The 20033-nt window shown below is 31.8% G+C and carries 20 protein-coding genes and 1 riboswitch; of the genes, 4 read left to right on the top strand and 16 right to left on the bottom strand.

Features of this window, described 5'->3' with window-relative positions:
• Positions 1-46 precede the first annotated feature (46 nt).
• The 5 genes from ACWJKP_RS02345 to cdaA form a co-directional block, all read right to left on the bottom strand.
• Positions 47-460: an SHOCT-like domain-containing protein gene (locus ACWJKP_RS02345; protein WP_165414278.1), complete on the bottom strand. Its 414-nt coding sequence runs from the start codon at positions 458-460 to the stop codon at positions 47-49.
• The gene (locus tag ACWJKP_RS02340) at positions 460-846 is read right to left on the bottom strand and encodes a DUF2089 domain-containing protein (RefSeq protein WP_165414279.1); all 387 of its coding nucleotides are present in this window, start codon (positions 844-846) and stop codon (positions 460-462) included. Before ACWJKP_RS02340 ends, ACWJKP_RS02345 begins: the two co-directional genes overlap by 1 nt.
• A gap of 389 nt (positions 847-1235) precedes the next feature.
• On the bottom strand, positions 1236-2834 hold the full coding sequence (locus ACWJKP_RS02335; RefSeq protein WP_165414280.1) for an NAD(P)/FAD-dependent oxidoreductase: 1599 nt from the start codon (positions 2832-2834) through the stop codon (positions 1236-1238).
• Positions 2815-4089, bottom strand: coding sequence for a CdaR family protein (locus ACWJKP_RS02330; RefSeq protein WP_165414281.1), 1275 nt, complete (start codon positions 4087-4089; stop codon positions 2815-2817). The genes ACWJKP_RS02335 and ACWJKP_RS02330 overlap by 20 nt, the downstream gene beginning before the upstream one ends.
• Positions 4059-4907, bottom strand: a complete 849-nt coding sequence (gene cdaA, locus ACWJKP_RS02325; RefSeq protein ID WP_165414282.1) for a diadenylate cyclase CdaA — start codon at positions 4905-4907, stop codon at positions 4059-4061. Before cdaA ends, ACWJKP_RS02330 begins: the two co-directional genes overlap by 31 nt.
• A gap of 235 nt (positions 4908-5142) precedes the next feature.
• Between cdaA and ACWJKP_RS02320 the strand changes: the two genes are divergently transcribed.
• Both ACWJKP_RS02320 and ACWJKP_RS02315 read left to right on the top strand, forming a co-directional pair.
• Positions 5143-6177: a hypothetical protein gene (locus ACWJKP_RS02320; RefSeq protein ID WP_165414283.1), complete on the top strand. Its 1035-nt coding sequence runs from the start codon at positions 5143-5145 to the stop codon at positions 6175-6177.
• A 78-nt stretch (positions 6178-6255) separates the two neighbouring features.
• Positions 6256-6377, top strand: a riboswitch (cyclic di-AMP (ydaO/yuaA leader).
• Entirely contained in the window at positions 6378-6932 is a 555-nt protein-coding gene (locus ACWJKP_RS02315; RefSeq protein ID WP_165414284.1) for a cell wall hydrolase, read from the top strand.
• Positions 6933-7059: 127 nt separating this feature from the next.
• On the opposite strand, the gene ACWJKP_RS02310 is transcribed toward ACWJKP_RS02315, so the two are convergent.
• On the bottom strand, positions 7060-7929 hold the full coding sequence (locus ACWJKP_RS02310) for an NAD(P)/FAD-dependent oxidoreductase (protein ID WP_165414285.1): 870 nt from the start codon (positions 7927-7929) through the stop codon (positions 7060-7062).
• Between the two features lie 210 nt (positions 7930-8139).
• Positions 8140-8457, bottom strand: a complete 318-nt coding sequence (gene trxA / locus ACWJKP_RS02305) for a thioredoxin (protein WP_165414286.1) — start codon at positions 8455-8457, stop codon at positions 8140-8142.
• A gap of 553 nt (positions 8458-9010) precedes the next feature.
• Here trxA and ACWJKP_RS02300 point away from each other — a divergent pair.
• Positions 9011-9790 carry a DUF3048 C-terminal domain-containing protein gene (locus ACWJKP_RS02300; protein ID WP_165414287.1) on the top strand — a complete coding sequence of 260 codons (780 nt, stop codon included), beginning with the start codon at positions 9011-9013 and terminating at the stop codon, positions 9788-9790.
• 188 nt (positions 9791-9978) lie between these two features.
• On the opposite strand, the gene cwlD is transcribed toward ACWJKP_RS02300, so the two are convergent.
• A complete protein-coding gene (gene cwlD, locus ACWJKP_RS02295) occupies positions 9979-10674 on the bottom strand; it encodes an N-acetylmuramoyl-L-alanine amidase CwlD (protein WP_165414288.1) in 696 nt (231 codons plus the stop codon).
• 231 nt (positions 10675-10905) lie between these two features.
• A complete protein-coding gene (locus tag ACWJKP_RS02290; protein WP_165414289.1) occupies positions 10906-12522 on the bottom strand; it encodes a Na/Pi cotransporter family protein in 1617 nt (538 codons plus the stop codon).
• A gap of 390 nt (positions 12523-12912) precedes the next feature.
• On the opposite strand from ACWJKP_RS02290, the gene ACWJKP_RS02285 reads away from it, so the two are divergent.
• Positions 12913-13557 carry a superoxide dismutase gene (locus ACWJKP_RS02285; RefSeq protein WP_165414290.1) on the top strand — a complete coding sequence of 215 codons (645 nt, stop codon included), beginning with the start codon at positions 12913-12915 and terminating at the stop codon, positions 13555-13557.
• Positions 13558-13707: 150 nt separating this feature from the next.
• Here ACWJKP_RS02285 and ltrA read toward each other — a convergent pair whose 3' ends face one another.
• The 7 genes from ltrA to ACWJKP_RS02250 form a co-directional block, all read right to left on the bottom strand.
• Positions 13708-15117: a group II intron reverse transcriptase/maturase gene (ltrA, locus tag ACWJKP_RS02280; RefSeq protein WP_224578726.1), complete on the bottom strand. Its 1410-nt coding sequence runs from the start codon at positions 15115-15117 to the stop codon at positions 13708-13710.
• A 469-nt stretch (positions 15118-15586) separates the two neighbouring features.
• On the bottom strand, positions 15587-15979 hold the full coding sequence (rpsI, locus tag ACWJKP_RS02275; protein ID WP_165414269.1) for a 30S ribosomal protein S9: 393 nt from the start codon (positions 15977-15979) through the stop codon (positions 15587-15589).
• Positions 15980-16003: 24 nt separating this feature from the next.
• Entirely contained in the window at positions 16004-16438 is a 435-nt protein-coding gene (gene rplM / locus ACWJKP_RS02270; RefSeq protein ID WP_165414268.1) for a 50S ribosomal protein L13, read from the bottom strand.
• A 164-nt stretch (positions 16439-16602) separates the two neighbouring features.
• Positions 16603-17343, bottom strand: a complete 741-nt coding sequence (truA, locus tag ACWJKP_RS02265) for a tRNA pseudouridine(38-40) synthase TruA (RefSeq protein WP_165414267.1) — start codon at positions 17341-17343, stop codon at positions 16603-16605.
• 62 nt (positions 17344-17405) lie between these two features.
• A complete protein-coding gene (locus ACWJKP_RS02260; protein ID WP_165414266.1) occupies positions 17406-18209 on the bottom strand; it encodes an energy-coupling factor transporter transmembrane component T family protein in 804 nt (267 codons plus the stop codon).
• Positions 18210-18287: 78 nt separating this feature from the next.
• Positions 18288-19142 (bottom strand): energy-coupling factor transporter ATPase, encoded by an 855-nt coding sequence (locus ACWJKP_RS02255; RefSeq protein WP_165414265.1) that lies wholly within the window; start codon positions 19140-19142, stop codon positions 18288-18290.
• The gene (locus ACWJKP_RS02250; protein ID WP_165414264.1) at positions 19127-19972 is read right to left on the bottom strand and encodes an energy-coupling factor transporter ATPase; all 846 of its coding nucleotides are present in this window, start codon (positions 19970-19972) and stop codon (positions 19127-19129) included. Before ACWJKP_RS02250 ends, ACWJKP_RS02255 begins: the two co-directional genes overlap by 16 nt.
• Positions 19973-20033 lie beyond the last annotated feature (61 nt).

Below are 20033 nucleotides of genomic sequence, written 5' to 3'. Positions count from 1 at the left end.
GGCTAAATCATCTCCTGGGTAGCTTCACAGCTTCTAAGAAGCTGACTTATTCTATAACAATCTCAACTGCGTCTCCGTCTCCACTTTTTATGTCTACAATTTTCCCATCCATTCCATTATCTATGGCATCTAATATACTTTGAGTCATTGCATCCATATCTACATTTTCCATGCCATCTACATTTACGTTTGGAATTCTTCCAAATGTTTTTATCATACCGCTTACAAATTTCAGTGGAATGTTAATATTTGCATTGTCATTTCCCTTAGATTTTATCCTTATTTTAAGCATTTTAGCATGTGTTCTGCCTTTAGTGTGGCTATTATTTGCTGCTACTTTATCCAAAATAATAAATTCTTTACTTTCTCCATTTAAAGCGTCTATAAGCTGCATAGCTTCTTCTGAATTAATTTTACCTTCTTCAACCATTCTTAATATTCTTGAGATTTCTTCATTCATTATTTCCCCTCCTTTTTCTGAAATGTTGTTAGCATAATTAATGCTTCATCAGCGGTAATTTCACCTTTGTCTAACATATCTAATACATCCTTTTTATCAGTGGCTGGTTTTTGCTTTAAAAAAGTATACCCAAGTGCTTCAATAACCTCATCTAGCTTTGCTGTAACTGCCTGATATGCTATTCCAAGTTCTTTTTCCATATCCTTAATGTTTCCTCTAGCTTTTAAGAATACTTCAACAAAATTCAACTGTTCACTATTTAAATAATCAAATCTAGATAATTCAAATTGGTTTTCTACCACAGTATTACATCCATCACATTCCAATCTAGTTGCTTTTAATCTAGAGCTACAAATTGGACATTTACTTAATATTTTGCATGCCATGTTTTACCACCTTCTTCCATTGTATTCATTATATTATCATTAATTGAAATATTCAACATAGAAATTAATTATTCTAATATTTTTAACGACATTTCAGAAGGAAAGTCTCCTACTTCTATAAGTTAGAGTTATATGCCCTAACAAATATAAAACTTCAGTGGGAGTATAAATCTCCTTCTGAAGTCGTTAATTCATCTTCTTCAAAGCTGTTCAGCGACCCAGGAGATGATTTAAGGCAGGTGTTACAAAAAAATAACTAGCTGGTATGCTAGTCTATTTTTTTGGAGCTGCTTATATAGATTATTTTAGAAAGCTAGAAAACAAACCACGCTCTAAGCCACTTACTAAGGATGAGCTATTAGAAAGACAAGAAGCTAAAATAAAATTGCTTATTCAGGTTTCCACTTTTTCATTATACTTTCTGCTGTTTTTAATCCATCAACTGCCGCAGAAATTATTCCACCCGCATATCCCGCTCCTTCTCCTGCTGGGTATAATCCTTCTAGAGATATACTTTGTAATTCCTCATTTCTATCAATTCTTACTGGCGCCGATGTTCTTGTTTCAATACCAGTCATAACTGCGTCTTCTCTTGCAAAACCCTTTATTTTATAATCAAATTTAGGTAAAGCCTCTTTTATAGCATCTGTTACATAACTAGGCAAACACCCAGTAAGATCAGCAAATTTATACCCCGGGGTATAGCTTGGTTTTATACTCCCTATTTTGTTACTGTCTATTCCTTTAAGGAAATCTCCAACTAATTGCACGGGTGCATTATAGTTTGATCCTCCAATTTTATAAGCTAGTGCTTCATAATGCCTCTGAAACTCAATACCAGCAAGTGGGTCGTCTGTTCCAAAGTCTTTAGGACCTACAGATACCACTACAGCTGAGTTTGCATTAGCCTTATCTCTCTTATATTCACTCATACCATTTATTGCAAGGCATCCCTGCTCTGAAGCTGCCGAGACTACTTGTCCGCCTGGGCACATACAAAAACTATATACTGCTCTTCCAGATTTTCCACTTGTATAAGTAAGCTTGTAATCAGCACCTTTTAACCTTGGGTGGTTAGCATATTTTCCATATTGATTTTCATTGATCATATCCTGAGGATGCTCTATTCGAACCCCCATTGCAAATGGCTTACTAGACATAAATACGCCTTTTTTATATAACATTTCATAGGTATCCCTGGAACTATGTCCTGGAGCTAAAATTAAGCTATCACAAGGCAACTCTTCCCCATTTACTATTATGCTTTTCACCTTTTTATCTTTAATTTTTATATCGGAAAGCTTACTATTAAATCTTACTTCTCCACCTAGCTTAATAATACTTTCTCTTATATTTTTCACAACTTCTTTTAACACATCTGTACCTATGTGAGGCTTGCCAATATACAATATTTCCTCAGGTGCACCAGCTTTCACAAATTCCTCTAATATGTAGTCACATCTAGTGTCCTTTATTCTTGTAGTTAGCTTTCCATCTGAAAAGGTTCCCGCTCCACCTTCACCAAATTGCACATTTGATTCTGTATTGAGCACCGCCCTAGTCCAAAATTTGTTTATGCTTTTTGTTCTAAGCTCTACCTGTTCTCCTCTTTCAATGATTAGAGGCTTGTATCCCTTTTGCGCCATAAGAAGCCCAGCAAACATACCTGCTGGACCCATTCCTACGATTATAGGTCTATGCTGCATCTCACTCGTTCCAAATTCAAACTCAGCATTATACTTAACTTCTTCAAGTTTAACATCTTTATGATTTGCCCTCGCTACAATTTTTAATTCATCATCCATTTTAATACAAGCAGCATAATTAAATTTAATGTTATTCTTTTTCCTAGCATCTATGGATTCTTTAGCTATTCTAAAATCTTTTATTTCGTTCTCATCAACTCTCATTATTTTTGCTGCCTTTGTTTTTATAGTATCTATAGTATCGTCTATATCTAGGACTATGTTATTCACCCTTATTGTCATTTCCTGTCATTACCTCCGTTTGTTTCTTCGTAATAGTTACTAATATTTTATCTTGGTCTTGTGATATTAAATTTACTCCTTCTGGCATACTTGTCACTACTTTCACAGAGTGTTCTCCTTCTACTAAATTAGCTAAATCTACTACGGCGCTAATTTTTGTCAAATCCAAAGAATTCATAACTGCCTGCGTACCTGAAACCAGTAGTGAGTCATTATTTTTTTCGAGTTTCACTTGATATTTTTCATCTAAATTAATATATTTGATGTCTTGACTTAGTTTTTTTTGCACTACCTCATCTATATTCTTTTTCACTACCTCATCTAAATTAATCTCAGCCTTAACTAAAGCAGTACCACTAACTAAACTTAATCCACCTGGAATTAATACTTTAACATTCATCGTAGTACTTTTGTTTATTTTACTTAGGTCAATAGCTTCCGTGTTTAAATTTTCCACTTGGTTAAGTGCATCTACACTTCCTGTTACATCAAATCGTTCTGGTTGCACTTTTATGCTCTTTAGCGTAAAATTAGGATTTAAAACTCCTATGGTTTTCACCGTTACTCCTACAGACTTAGTCTTCCTTATAGGAATCTTAACATCTATCTGAACTGGGTTTACAACCACTCCTTTTACTTCCTTACCTTCTTCATCTACTGGTTTAAGCGTGTATGTTTTTGCAATATTTGATTCCACGTCTTGTATATTAACTTCTACTAATATTTTTTTCACTACATTTACAAACTTTGACCCACCTACTACTTTAGCATTACTTTGGGATATTTCTGGTTCAGATGCATAGAAGCCTTCTTTGGGTTTTCCACTTGTAATTACATTTATAGGTAGATTAGATTCAATCCGTTTATCTAAGTTTACCTTTATAAAAAGACCATTACTATTTACCACGGTTATATTATTAGGGCTTTTTCTTATTTCAACAGGAATCATTTGTTCTCCAGTTTTAAGAGCATATGCACTTAAATCTGCAACTAATGTGAAATCTTCTGCTTTCTTACCCAAAATTATACTAGTACTAGCCCCTTTAATATTTATGGATGTTGTTAAATCTTGCCCTGGTACTAAAACGAGATTTGACTGGGTTAATACATTTGTATTTAAAAGCTGTACAGGTATGTTTTGAAGCTTATAAGCAGTAAGTGGATTTTCTGTGCTTGATATAAAAAGCCATAAAGCAAAGGCAGCTATTACGCAGCAAATTTTAATTATAAATTCTTGTTTTCCGTTTTTATCCATGCCTTTACTCTCTCCTTTAAGGTTATTTTTTTAGTTTGTCTTCTTTTTATTATTTGAAGAAGTATTTTTTTAAGCTTATCCTTGTCATAGTTCCTTAGCAATCTTCCATTCATTGCTATAGATATAGTTCCTGTTTCTTCTGATACTATTATTGTTAGAGCATCTGAAGTTTCCGTTATACCTATTGCCGCTCTATGCCGCGTCCCTAGTTTCTTACTTATTACATCATTATTTGTTAAAGGCAGAAAACATCCTGCCGCGATTATTCTATCATTTCTAATTATTGTAGCCCCATCATGAAGCGGGGTATTAACTACAAATATATTTTCTAGTAAAGCTGTAGATATTACAGCATCCAATGCGGTTCCTGTTTTAATAATTTCTGCAATACCTGTCCTTTGTTCTATTACTATTAGTGCCCCTGTTTTACTTTTTGATAAAATTTCAACAGCATTGACAATTTCAGTTATGACCTTCTCCATTATTTGTTCATCTTCAAATACGTGTTTATCAGCAAAAGCGGTCCTTCCGATGTGCTCTAACGCCCTTCTTATTTCTGGTTGAAAGATGATAACAATAGTCAAAACACCAATTGTTATTGTCTTATTTAAAACCCAATTTAATACTGTTAAATTAAGCAATTGGCTTATCGGAATAAGCACAAAAATAAAAATCATTCCTTTTAATAACTGTATAGCTCTTGTTTCTTTCATTAGCATGTAACTTTTATAGAATATAAACGCCACCACTAATATATCCAAAATTGAAAATATGCTTATATTTTTGATTGTGCTTATCATTAATTTAAATACTTCCATAAAGCCCACACCCCTCTACTAAAACTCCTATTTACAATTATACACCATGATTTGCTTTATTAGTATATATTATAATTTAATTTTATTATAACAATTAAACACACATTTCAAAGTAATTTTATTCAACATATACCACTTTTACATTCTAAGAGTATAATTCTGTAACTAAACTAGAATAATATATGTATTAAATTAATATATGAATACAAGACAAATAATAAGGGAGTGAGTTTTTTTGAACGAGCAAAGAGAAAATATAGATATTATAGATACTAATAACAAAAGAAAAACATTTAAAATCATACTTTTTCTATCTATTATCATGATCTCCATAGGGATTTCCTTAACTATCTATTACAAATCTATAAATAAGGTATATGATTCCTATAAAACTGCCTTAATAACTAATATTAATATTATTAATACGGTTAATAACAATACAGGACAGTTTAATAGTGGTCAAACAATAGATGTTGGTTATGCCAAAGAACAATTACCTAATATTATTAAAGACTTAGCTAAGCTCCGTGATAATTTGTCAAATTCAGAACCTACTGCGAAATATAAAAAAGACCATGAAAATTTGAAATCAGGCTTAGACAAAAACCTCCTAATATACAGACAAACACTAGCAATTTTAAATAATCCTTCTGGTCGAGATGTAGAAAAATCCGTGGAGGATCTTAAGACCTTTAGAAATGATTGCATGAATTTTTACTCCTTAGTAGATATTCGTAATATTGAAATAACACTGCCAAGAACATCTTTAGTCTTCATTGATAATGTACTTAATTACAGTTATAGCGCCGTAATGATAAGGAAAGAAACAGATATTAAATCGGAACAAACTCAAGAATTCATCAATAAAACTGATAGCTTATCCGTGGATTTTTCAGATGCTAAAACTGATTTTTACTCAAATGTAATAAAAGCGAGAAAAAAAGAGATATCCTATGATGACCTTTCGTCACTAGTAGATAGTGATTTTACAAAATTAAGCGAAATGCAAACTACATTTAAAGGTTTATCTGTGCCTCCCTCGGCTATTACTACTTATGAATCCTTCAAACTTTTATTAGATAACCAGGAAAGCTATTTAAGGGATTTTAAACTTGCGCTAACAAGTGAGAAAGTTCAAACTTTAAGTACAGCTGTAGACACTTCCGCATTAGATGCTCTATACAATTCTTCTAATGTGCTATTTACACAAGTGGAACGTTCTTATAATAATTTTATTAAAGTCTATACTCAGCTAAAGAATAATAAATAAATACGTATATATTTTATAACTTCATTGTTTTTCGTTATAATATAAAAATTCAGCGTATTATTTTCGTACTCTTGGTCACACTATTATTAGCCGAAGTAAAAAATACGGAGGAACCAAGCATTTGGGGTGAATCACTTATTGTGTAGGTTAAACCTTTCCCGAACCCGTCAGCTAACTCCGTAGGCAAAAGGAGAGATACTATGAAAAAATTTGCTTTTTTATCTTGTATGCTAACATTTTTATTAATATTGCCTAGTTTAAGAGTAAATGGTGAAAATTTATACTCATTTGATTCAGAAATTAAAGATTTATATAATGATAAACTAGAAGCAGTGGCAGTATTTAAACAGTCAAATAGCTCAATTTACATCACTGATAACGACATTTATTTAATGTCGCAAGTTGTATACGCCGAGAGTTGTGGTGAGCCTGATATTGGCAAACTCGCAGTAGCATCCGTTATACTAAATCGTGCTCGTGATGGTCATTTCCCAAAATCTATTTCTGGGGTTATAAATCAAAAAAACGCTTTTTCTTGTGTTAAAGGTGGGAAAATAATTCACAATGGCAAAGCGAATGTTATTCCCGATTCTGCTTGTTACACTGCTGTATTAGATGCATTAAAAGGTAAAGATCCTACATATAATGCTGTTTTCTTTTATAACCCTGAAATATCTACTTCTCAGTGGATGATAGGTATAAAAAAAACAAATGTAAAAACTATAGGAAATCATGTTTTCTTTGTAGTTAAATAAAAAAACTGTAGTTATAAGCTACAGCCAGGTAGCTCACTTTAGTTAATTCTAGCTACAGCTAGTTCTAACTACAGTTAGCTACCTAATTTTATTATTAATAACATAAAAATAAATGTCATCATCTATCTTATTTATTTTTATGTCCTTTATCTAAATAGGAAACTGCACTTAATGCTGCTACTAATCCTTCACCTGCAGCCTTAATATACTGATATGGCTTCCCTATGCAGTCGCCTGCTGCAAAACATCCTTCTATATTGGTTTTCATACTTCTATCAACTTTTATATGTCCCTCTTCGATTTCAAGACCTGGCACCAATTGACTAGGAGACACACTATCTCTTAGCATGAAAATTCCATCTGTTGTTATTTCGCCCTTCTCTAAAATAACCTTAGTTACCACATCTTCACCAACTATTTCTAAAGGCTTATTTTTTATTATCTCCACGCTAGAATTTAAATCGTATTCCCCTTTGTACATAGGAATATAATATGTTTTTCCACTCAATTCACTTACATAATTAGTTTCTTCTTCGCTTTCTTTATTATATCCGACTATAACAACTGTTTTCCCCTTATATAATGGAGCATCGCAAGTAGCACAGTACCCTACTCCTTTTCCTAAAAACTCTTCTTCTCCTTTTAATGCTTTCGTGTATTCTATCCCCGTAGCTAAAATTATTGCTTTAGCCTCATATATTTTTTCATTTACCATCAAAGCAAAATAATCCCCCATGGCATAAACATTATTTATTCTCTCATTTACAATACCTATCCCCATTGCAGCAACATGTGCTGCAAATTCATTCTTAAGGTCCTTTCCTGAAACGTTATAGAACCCTAAAAAATTGTTTACCTTTGCTGCTTTTACTAGTTTTGGACTTAATTCTTTGCTTCCAAAAATTATTATGTTTTTATTTCTAATTTTAGCACTAATAGCTGCTTCAAGGCCCGCTGGGCCTGTTCCAATTATAGCTATATCATATCTCTCGCCCATAATTTCTCCTCCTTATGTTTTTATCCTAGTAACTGCCATTCTACTTGTTTGACCCTATAATAAATAAGAATCCTGCACTTAGAAAATGGAGATATTTATTTAAATTATAAAAATTTAAAATATCTATCTCCAAACATTTCTATTTAATACTTACATTACTTTATTTAACCTTATTACCATATCAATCATCATTTTTAGTGCTGTAAGATTTTATATATGATTTTCTATTATTCTCTTTAAGTCTGCTTTAGGTCTGAATCCTACCATAGTTTCTTTAACTGCTTCTTTTCTAAATACCATAACTGTTGGAATACTTGAAATTTTATACTTTGACGATATCATAGGACTCTCATCTACATTTACTTTTGCAAATTTAACTTTTGTTCCCATTTCCTTTGCTAATTCTTCAATTACTGGAGTCAACATTTTACAAGGTCCACACCAAGGTGCCCAAAAATCAACTACAACTATATTATCTGAATTTCCAATTTCCTCATTAAAATTTTTATCATTAACTTCTTTAATCATATTATTACCTCCAATTATTATACCCCACTAGGGTATATTTATAGCTTAATTGTATACCTTATTATTTTACTAGTCAATAATATTTAAAACTTAAATCCGTTGGATTTATTTTTCTTTGTATAACTGTCAATGTTATAAAATTTCTAAATTTATATACACATTTCAGAATTAGTATACCCAAACCATATCTTAAAAATGTCCGAAATACCTTTGTATTATTTATTTTTATGTTCTAATATCTTTTTCACTATAGCGTTATTATATTGTGTTTTTTTATTCTTACTTATACTTTGATTGTACTTATGATTAATCTAATTATATCATATGATTTATTTTTTTTAATATAATTAGATTAATAATAATACAAAATATATTATTATTTTGTATTATTATTTTAATTATTTCATATTATGATATTAATGCCACTAATTATAAGGAGGTTCTCTGAATAAAGAAAATCTCGTTAATCTTCTAATAATTTTATTACTTACGACCCGTTCCTGGTTGAATAAGACTATTAAAATAATATATATAGATACTATGGGAGGACCTTATGACAAAGAAAAATTTTACTTTTATCATATATTTTTTAAGTTCTATTTTAGTATTAGTTCTTTCACTATTTGTTTATAGGTTTACTATGCATATTTGTTACCTTAATTTACATGATCAAATAACTACACCAAAATATACAGGTGAAAGAGTTTCTAAAACTTATTCTGCCAAACTCAAAAAAATTGCAACTTTTATTAATACTACTAACGAATCATCTATTAAGGGACTTAGTAATGCAGATTTGATCCTTGAGTTTTTAAGTAAGTCTAATGGCCTTACTTATAAAGCTATGTTTAGCCAAGAAAGCGCTAAAAATGTTAGTTCAATAATTAATTTAAAAGATTATTGTAATTCATATTTACCAATATTAAAATTTTCCAATAACGTTGAAACAAAAGCCCTTAAAGGTATCAATGCAACTTCCATTTTTATAAGTTTTAATGAAGATTCATCTTCAAATTTTTTATATCAAAACGGAGAGTATTATCATTATAGAAGCTTAAACATTGATAATGATAATAATACTCCTGTAAAGCTAACTAATGTTATTGTGCAATTTGTACACGGTAACATTGTAAATGATGAAACCTTAGCTTCATCTGAATCTTATGGCACTGGGTTATTGTTTTGTAGCGGAAAAGCTCAAGATATTAAATGGGATAGGAAGAATAATTCTAAAATAAATATTACAGACCGAAAAGGAGATCCTATTTCACTAATGCCAGGCCCTACATGGTGGACTTTTATTGATGAAACCTCTTCTATAGCCTACGATTAGCAATTAAATCATCCTTTTTAAATCTGTTCATTGTCGTCTTCAAAGCTGTATTATTTTGAAAGTTTAATTGCAAACCAAAAAGCATATTTCTGAAATAATATGCCTTTTTAGATTACCCACATTTAAATAAGTATTATTATTCAAACTAGTCCAAACTTGCTCCATTATACTTACTCTTTTGAATTACTTTAAAAAAACTCGTCTACAGATTTGCTTATGGAGTCTGCAATTTTTCTTTGATATTCATCTGACTTTAATTTTTGTTCTTCTTCATTGTTTGATAAAAATCCACATTCCACTATAACGCTTGGCATATTGTCATTCACCCTTAATAACTTGTAAGCATTTTTAGCAGGCTTCTGTATTCTCTTATTATTGGGATCCAAATCTACCCTAAGGTTTTTTTGAATTGTACTAGCTAATGTAACGCTATCTTTATAATCTGAGTACCATACTTGTGCTCCATAATATTTACTCTGTGAAAAATAATTTAAATGAATGCTAATTAACATATCACAATTACTTGATTTCTTTAAATCACATCTATTTTTTAAATCTTCATTGTAATTTGACCTTATAGTTCCACTTTTTGAATAAGCTCCTGTATCTTCTTCTCTTGTCATAACTACTTCATATCCTGATTTTTTCAAGCTCTCTTTAAGCTTTTTTGCTATACTTAAATTTATATCTTTTTCTACAGTACCATTTTGAGAGCTTGTGCCACCATCCATTCCTCCATGTCCGGCATCGATGAGTATTTTTTTATCCCCTTTACTCGCATTCATAGTTTCTTTTGAAAAGCTTAGATTTACGCCTATAAAGCCTACCATCCCTACAATGATTACTATGATAATAGCTACTAATTTGTTATTTTTATACCTCAATTCATCCACCCTTTTATTTATTAATATATGTTAACTTTATTCAACTTGCAGATGATTTATTAGTATTTTCATATTTGCTTTAGATCCTTTTTTATAAAAATCTATAAACAGTATTTATATTTACAATTTAACGGCAAACAAAAAGCACCCGCTAAAAATTATAGCGACTGCTTTCTGCTTTCTGCTTTCCTCAAGTTATATGTAAATATATTTCACTTATATAAATTATGATTATTTGTTTATTACCACTTCTGCGATATTGGTTGCATGATCTCCTATTCTTTCAAAATTGCTAATAATATCTAGGTACATTGTCCCAACTGTAGCCCCGCATCCGCTACTATTTAATCTTCTTATATGTGATGATCTTAACTCGTTTTCTAAACTATCAATTCTACTTTCTATTGCCATAACGGATTCTGCTTTCATAATATCATTGTTTTCAAAACTCTCAATACTAATTTCTAGGGCATTTACTATGTATTTATACATTCCATCTAACTCTTCTATAGCTTCTTTTGAGAATTTCAAATTCTTTTGAATCTTTTCACTAGTTAAATCCACTAAATTTTCAGCATGATCTCCTATACGCTCTATATCATTTACTACATTGAACATAGAAGTTACTATTTTAGTTTGTTCCTCCGATAATTGTGTTGATGAAAGCTTTACTAAATATGATGTAATTTCATCTTCAAGTAAGTTTATTAATTTTTCATTTTCATAAACAGTTCTTATATTACTTTCGTTATCGTTAGTAAAACACTCCATAGCAAGCTGTACATTTTCTTTTGCTAAGTTAGCCATTCTAACTACCTCTTGCGATGTTTGCCCGACCGCAATAACTGGTGTCTCTAGTAATCTATCATCTATATACTTAACCCCCATTATTACAACTTCATCTTCTCCAGGTATAATCTTGTTAACAAGTAAAACAAGATATCTAATAAATGGCACCATAATTATGGTATTTGTTATATTAAATATTGTATGGGCATTCGCAATTTGTCTTTTCATACCTATACTCCCACCCGGTGTTATAACTTGTACAAGTTGAATTACTGGGTTTATTAGTGGAATAAAAATTAATGTACCAAACATATTAAAAAACAGATGTATTAGAGCTGCTTTCTTTGCTGTTTTAGACGTTCCTATACTCGATAATAAAGCCGTTATACATGTGCCTATATTATTACCAAATAAAATTGGTACCGCCACTCCGAGTGGCAGTGCTGATGTAGAAGCTAATGCTACTAAAATACCCGTGGACGCAGAAGAACTTTGGAGTACTGAAGTCATAAGTACACCTGTTAAAATTGCCAAGATAGTATTTCCTTCCAATTTCATTATTAAAGTTGCAAAAGCTGGCGAATTGGCTAGTGGAGACATAGCATTCTTCATTAATTCCATTCCTAAGAAAAGAATACCAAAGCCTAATATAATATTGCCTGTTTCCCTACCCTTTTTATCTTTTGAAAATAATATTGTTAAAGAACCTATTCCTAAAAATACTGGCATTATATTATCAAGTTTAAATGCAATTAGCTGCGCTGTTATAGTGGTTCCAACATTCGCTCCCATAATTACCGCCGCTGCCTGATATAGGTCCATAAGTCCTGCATTAACAAAACCAACTACCATTACCGTAGTTGCACTACTGCTTTGAATAACTGCTGTTATTGCAGCTCCTGTAGCTACACCTTTAATAGGATTAGATGTTATTTTATCAAATATATTTTTGAGTTTTTCACCTGATGCATTTATTAACCCATCACCCATCATTTTCATTCCATATAAGAATAACCCGACGCCTCCAAAAAGGCCTATAACCATATTTATAGCCTGCATAAAATTCCTCCATGTCTAATGTATTATAAGTATTTTAATCATTCACACAAATAATACTATAGGTTTATACTTTATGTTAAGTAATTTACGACATATTTAACATAGACTTTAAAAAACTTAACACAAACATAACATATGAGGTATTTACTTTCAACGACATTTCAGAAGGGAAGTCTCCCACTTCTATAAGTGGGAGACTTCCCTAACAAATAAAAACTTCAGTGGGAGTATAAAGCTCCTTCTGAAGTCGTCAATGCAGCTTCTTCAAAGCTGTTGCAGCTCCGCAGGAGATGATTTAACTATCCTTATAAAATAATATTATAATAAATTTCCATTACATATCATATAATTAAAATATAATGGAATAAAATATTTTATAGAGGTGATCTAATGTACAATTTAAAGCCTTACATTTTTGATTTTAAATCAGTGAATGGCTTTTCCAAGAAGCAGCTAGATGAGCATTACAAACTATATTCGGGTTACGTAAGCAAGTTAAATGAAATTTGGAACATTCCCTATATACCTGGTAATTATACTGATAGCAATGCCACTTATTCCAAAATGCGCAGCTTAAAACTAGGTGAAACATATGCACTGAATGGGGTAAAGCTTCACAACCTTTATTTTGAAAACATGACTGGGGGAAGTAACACCCCTTATGGTCCCATATTTAATGCTATAATAAATCAGTTTTCGACCTATGATAATTTTATCTCCTATCTTACAAATGTAGGATTATCCATGAGAGGTTGGGTAGTTCTCTCTATTGATTCGCTTGATAGCAAATTACACATAATAGGAAGCGATTCACACGATACTGGAGCCGTATGGCAATCTTTCCCCATATTAGTAATGGATGTTTATGAGCATGCATATTTCATGGATTTTGGAACAGATAAGAAAAAATACATTTCTACGTTTATTGAAAATATAAATTGGAGTATTTTAAATGACAGATTCGAAAAATACGTTTTTTCAATGAGGTCCACGAATATGAACCAACATAGATATTATCCATATAGTCTTTTTTAATGGATATCTTTCTAAACATTCGTCAGTTATAGGTGATTTTAAATCATTTTATAAGTTTAAAAGAATCGAGTAGGAGCTAAATAATTAGTTTATTTAGCGACCTCTCACACCACCGTGCATACCGTTCGGTACACGGCGGTTCAATAAGAATTAATGTTTTAATAAATATGTCTCAGATATAGAAACTAATCCTATATTTTTAAGGTATTTATTGGTCAATGTTTTGTTTAATATAGGGCTATTGGATGTTCTCCAATAGCTCTTCCTTGTGTTTGTATATTGCCAGGCTTTATTCTTGTTCAAGCCTAATTTAACAAGGTTTTTATATTTGGTTTTAATCTTTTTCCATTGTTTCCAAAAACACATTCTAATCCTTCGCCTTAACCATTCATCAAGTGTTTTGAGAATGCTTTTAATATCTGCGATAGCAAAATAATTTACCCATCCAACTATCACTTGCTTAAGTTTCATAAATCTATATTCCATGCTCATCGCATTACTTCTTGAAGTTAATTCCTTTAGCTTTGCTTTGAATTTACTTATAGGTTTTTGAGGAACTCTCATTCTGTATTCACCTTTTGCTCGGTAAAACGAAAATCCTAAAAATTTAAGTTTCCAAGATCTATCTACTGTACTCTTTTCTTTATTCACTTTAAGCTTTAATTTTTCCTCAATAAATCTTGTAATACTCTTCATTACTCTATTTGCTGATTTCTCACTTTTAACATATATATTAGCATCATCAGCATACCTACAAAAGTTTAGTCCTCGCTTTGTTAGTTCTACATCAAGTTCATGTAACATTACGTTACTCAATAATGGGGACAAGGGTCCACCTTGAGGTGCTCCTTCTTCAGTATTCATAAATACCCCATTTATCATCACTCCACTTTGTAGATACTTTCGTATCAGAGAGATTACTCTACTATCTTTAATATCTTCCGATAGTATCCTTATTAATTTATCGTGATTTATCGTATCAAAGTATTTAGAAAGGTCTATATTTACTGTCCATGTATGTCCAGCATTAATATATCCCCTACATTTTTCAACAGCTTGCTTTGCACTTCTTAAAGGTCTAAAACCATAGCTATTATCTGAAAATTTGTTTTCATATATTGGTATTAGAACTTGTGAGATTGCTTGTTGAACAACTCTATCTACTACAGTAGGTATTCCAAGTAGTCTTATTCCCCCATCAGGTTTGGGTATTTCCACCCTTCTTACTGCTTGAGGTCTATATCTGTTTTCCAGTAATGATTGCCTTAATTCTTGTCCATGCTCTTTTAGGTGTTGTAGAAGTTCATCTACCGTCAACCCATCAATACCATGACTTCCTTTATTTGCTTTTACTCTTTTATATGCTTTATTCATATTATCTCTCGACGATACTTGTTCGAGTAAATCATTACCGTATCTATTCACATCGTTTCTTCCTTCTTCTGACATAGGAGAAATACTATGCACTTCTACGTTACCTTTAAGTTCCACTTTATTCTCTCGTAGAGAGCCTTCTTTATGAAGTTGTCTGCTTTCATCATATTTCTTCGTATCTTTCAAAATTTCAAAACCTCCTATTGTTCAGTCCTTCCCACGCTAACGCGTTTAGCATGGTACTATGACGTCTGCTGACTTCTGATAGTTCAGCCATACATCACTGTATAGTTTGTTATTTCTAAATTCATATCCACAACTTACCTATCAGATCTCCCCGGGTAAGAACGCAATCTTTCACTCCATCTATCTGCTACATTTACATCGCCTGTTTCGAATAGTTTTGGGCTTCATTTTGTATTGCAAACTTACCCACAAGCATATGCCTTATATGTAGTTTCTGTTCGTCAGACCAGAGTTTCGCCGCCGACTTCCTTCAGATTCCACCTCGCGGTGGACACCCTTGTCTTAAGCTATGCACTTGGCACTATTAACCCGTGCTAGGGACTTTCACCCATTAGATTGCGCCCATGCCGGGCGCACAATAAAAATCCCCCAAACATGATTGTTTGAGGGATTTTTGACTTTATAAAGACTATCTCTTTGAGAACTGAGATGCTTTTCTTGCTTTTTTAAGGCCATATTTCTTTCTTTCTTTCATTCTTGGATCTCTTGTTAAAAATCCTGCTTTTTTAAGCTCTGGTCTTAAAGTTTCGTCAGCTTTTAATAAAGATCTAGAAATACCGTGTCTTATTGCTCCAGCTTGACCTGTATATCCACCACCATTTACATTAACTAGAATATCAAATTTATCTTTAGTTCCAGTTAATACTAAAGGTTGGTTAACTATAAGAATTAAAGTTTCTAATCCAAAATAATTTTCTATGTTTCTTTTGTTTATAACAATTTTACCTTCGCCAGGTACAAGTCTTACTCTAGCAACTGATTTCTTTCTTCTTCCTGTTCCTATATATTGAACCTTTGCCATTATGTATCCTCCCTCCGAATCTAATTAGTATTTAAGCACTAGTGGTTCTGGATTTTGTGCTTCATTTTTATGTTCTGATCCTCTGTATACAGTTAATTTTTTAAGTGTTTGACGACCTAATGGTCCCTTTGGAAGCATTCTTCTTACTGCTTCTTCAAAAATAAACTCAGGTTTTTTAACTATTGCTATTCTATATGGAACTTCTTTTAATCCACCTGGATAAAAAGAGTGATGTCTTAACATTTTTTGGTCTAATTTCTTACCAGTTAAAACTATCTTATCAGCATTTATTACAATTACAAAGTCACCTGTATCAACATGTGGTGTAAATGTTGGTTTGTGCTTTCCTCTTAATATAGCTGCTATTTGACTAGCTGCTCTTCCTAAAACTTTTCCTTCTACATCTACAACGAACCATTTTCTTTCTACTTCTAGTGGTTTTGCTAAGTATGATTTCATTATTTTCCCTCCCTGAACTTTTAACAATTAACTTCCTATGCTAAAGATCCGGGGCTAGTGGATCTTATACACGATATTTTATACAAACATTAATAAGTATAATACATTCTACCGGGTGTGTCAATGTTTTTACACGTGCTGTTTGAATTTTATTGATTTTTATTTTAATAAAAAACTTCCTCCAAACATAATCCCCCGGGTGGAGCAGATTTTCCAGCCTTTGCTCTCTCTTTTGACTCAATTATATCTTTAATTTCATTAGGTTTAATTTTTCCTTCTCCAACCCTAATTAGCGCTCCAACTATTATTCTAACCATATTATAAAGGAATCCGTCAGCAGCAATATATATTTTTATAAGTTCTTCATCCTTTATTATATCTAGTTGCGAAATAGTTCGTACAGAAGTTTTAACCGAACTGCCCAGATTTTTGAATGCAGAAAAATCATGAGTACCTATAAAATATAACGCCCCTAGTTTCATAGCGTCTACATCTAATATCTCTTTATGGTTATATATGTAATTACGTCCTACAGCAACAGACTCTCGCCTATTAAGTATAGTGTAACTGTACCGCTTCCCTTTACTATTATACCTTGAATGAAACTCATATGGAACCTCAATAGAATGTAAAATCACAATATCTAAGGGAAGCTTACTATTTATAGCTCCTGTGAATTTTTCCGCAGATATTTTACTATCAGTATAAAAGTTTCCTGTATACCCTTTTGCATGAACTCCGGCATCTGTTCTACTAGACCCCGTAATTTGAGTTTTTTCACCTGTAATCTCTTCAATAGCAAGCTCTATTTTTTCTTGAATAGTTCTAACATTATTTTGCTTTTGCCTTTGCCATCCTGAATAGTTTGTTCCATCGTATTCTATTATGAGCTTTATATTTTTCACTATTCCACGTCCTTTTCTATTTATACCTAGGATTTAATAATCCTTTGCACTTTAGTAGAATATTATGTTCTACTAACAATAGTAATAATAAACAACAGTGTAAACGCAAAACTTGCAACATAATCTTTTTTTGTTATCTTTAGTTGTTTCATTCTAGTTCTTCCTTCTCCACCTTTGTAACATCTTGATTCCATAGCCATTGCTAATTCATCAGCCCGTCTAAAAGAACTAATAAACAAGGGTACTAATATAGGGATTAAACTTTTTGCTCTACTTATCAAGTTCCCAGACTCAAAATCAGCACCTCTTGCCATTTGTGCTTTCATAATTTTATCAGTCTCATCCATAAGAGTAGGAATAAACCTTAATGCAATAGTCATCATCATTGCTAACTCATGGGCTGGCACGCCTATTCTTTTAAATGGATTTAAAAGATTTTCTATGCCATCTGTTAACTCTATTGGGGATGTAGTCAATGTCAATATTGATGTCCCCATAATTAAAAACACAAGTCTAAGAATCATAAACGCTGCAACTTTTAGACCTTCTTTATAAACATTTATAAACCCATAGTGAAAAATTAAATTTAACTCTTTCCCGCTAGTCATAAAAATGTTTAATACTGCTGTAATAAGTAATAAAACTAAAATAGGCTTTAACCCATTATAAATGTACTTAAATGACAAATTAGCTATTATTATTGTGGCTAAAAGAAATATAATTATAAATAAATAGCCTATAAAATTATTTACCAAAAATAGGTCTACAATAAACAAAAGGGATATTAGTATCTTAAATCTTGGATCTAATTTATGTACAAAAGACTCCCCTGGTATATATTGACCTATTGTAATATCTTTGATCATACAAATTCCTCCACTGTGCTGAAAGAAGCACATATTACTGCTTTATATATGATGTCTTCTTAATACAAAAAATTTATACTAATTCTTTTTTAATATTCTTAGCAATTCTTGTTTAGCTTTTTCTAAGGTAAATATATCTTGTGATAAATCAAATCCTTTATTACGTAGTTCCCTAATTAAGTATGTTGCCTGTGGCACTGCTAGACCTACACTTTCTAATAATTCTATTTCACTAAATACCTTCTGTGGCGACCCGTCTAGAATACACTTCCCTTTATCCATTACTACAATCCTATTTGCAACCTTGGCCACATCTTCCATACTATGCGATACTAAAATTATAGTCATGTCATTTTGGTTGTACAATTCAACAAGCTTACTTAAGATATCGTCTCTTCCTTTTGGATCGAGTCCTGCAGTTGGTTCATCTAAAATTAAGACCTTTGGCTGCATAGCCACTACTCCTGCAATAGCTACTCTTCTCTTTTGGCCACCACTTATTTCAAAAGGTGATTTATCCTTATACTCTTCATAATCCAGTCCAACAATTTTCATAGCTCGCTGAACTCTTTTGTTTATTTCATCATTATCTAAGCCTAAATTTTGTGGCCCAAAAGCAATGTCTTTTTCAATAGTTTCTTCAAAAAGTTGATATTCAGGATACTGAAATACTAGTCCAACCTTTTTTCTTATGTTTGTCAATTTCACATTTTTGTTTGTTATATCTATGTCGTCTACTAATATTCTACCTGATGTTGGTTTTAACAGTCCGTTTATATGTTGTATTAGGGTAGATTTCCCTGAACCTGTATGCCCAATTAGTGCTACAAATTCCCCTTGCTTTATTTCTATAGATACATTGTCTATAGCTTTTTTTTCAAAAGGAGTTTTTGGCATATATATATACGTTAAGTTTTCTATTTTAATTGACATAATGCATTCACCATCTCATTTATAGTTAATATATCTGTTTCTATATTAATACCACTTTGCTTAAGTTCATACGCGAGTTCTGTCACCATTGGAACATCTAAACCTATTTTTTTCATAACAGGTACATTTCTAAATATTTCTTTAGGTTTTCCATTCATTACGATCTTGCCACTATCCATAACTACAATTCTATCGGCTTCTACTGATTCTTCCATATTATGAGTTATTAAAATTATTGTTATGCCATGTTTTTTGTTTATTTCTTTAATAGTTCTAATAACTTCTTTTCTCCCAAATGGATCAAGCATAGCTGTTGGTTCATCAAAAACAATACACTTTGGCCTCATAGCAAGAATACCAGCGATAGCTACCCTTTGTTTTTGACCACCTGAAAGTAAATGTGGAGCATGTTTTATATATTCGTACATTTTTACACTTTTTAATGATTCATCCACTCTTTGTCTAATTTCTTTAGGATCTAGGCCTAAGTTCTCTGGACCAAATGCTACATCTTCTTCTACAATTGTTGCAACAATTTGATTATCTGGATTTTGAAATACCATGCCAGCTACATTCCTAATTTTCCATAGATTAGATTCTACAGAGGTTTGCAATCCATCTACATAGATTTCCCCTTCAGTTGGTATTAAAAGTGCATTTATATGTTTAGCAAAGGTTGATTTTCCTGAGCCATTATGACCTAATACTACTAAAAATTCACCCTTGTTAACCTCTAAATCTAATCCATCTATGGCTACTTTAGGTTGTTCATCTTCACTTCGAGGGTACTTATAAACAAGTTTATTACATATAACCATTTTTTCACCCATAAGTGTCACTCCCTACGTTTATAAATATGAATATGAAAATGGGGATTAAGTTTGTTCCCAC

The sequence above is a fragment of the Clostridium sp. CM037 genome, assembly GCF_055081095.1.
This window is presented reverse-complemented; position numbering and strand designations above follow the sequence as displayed.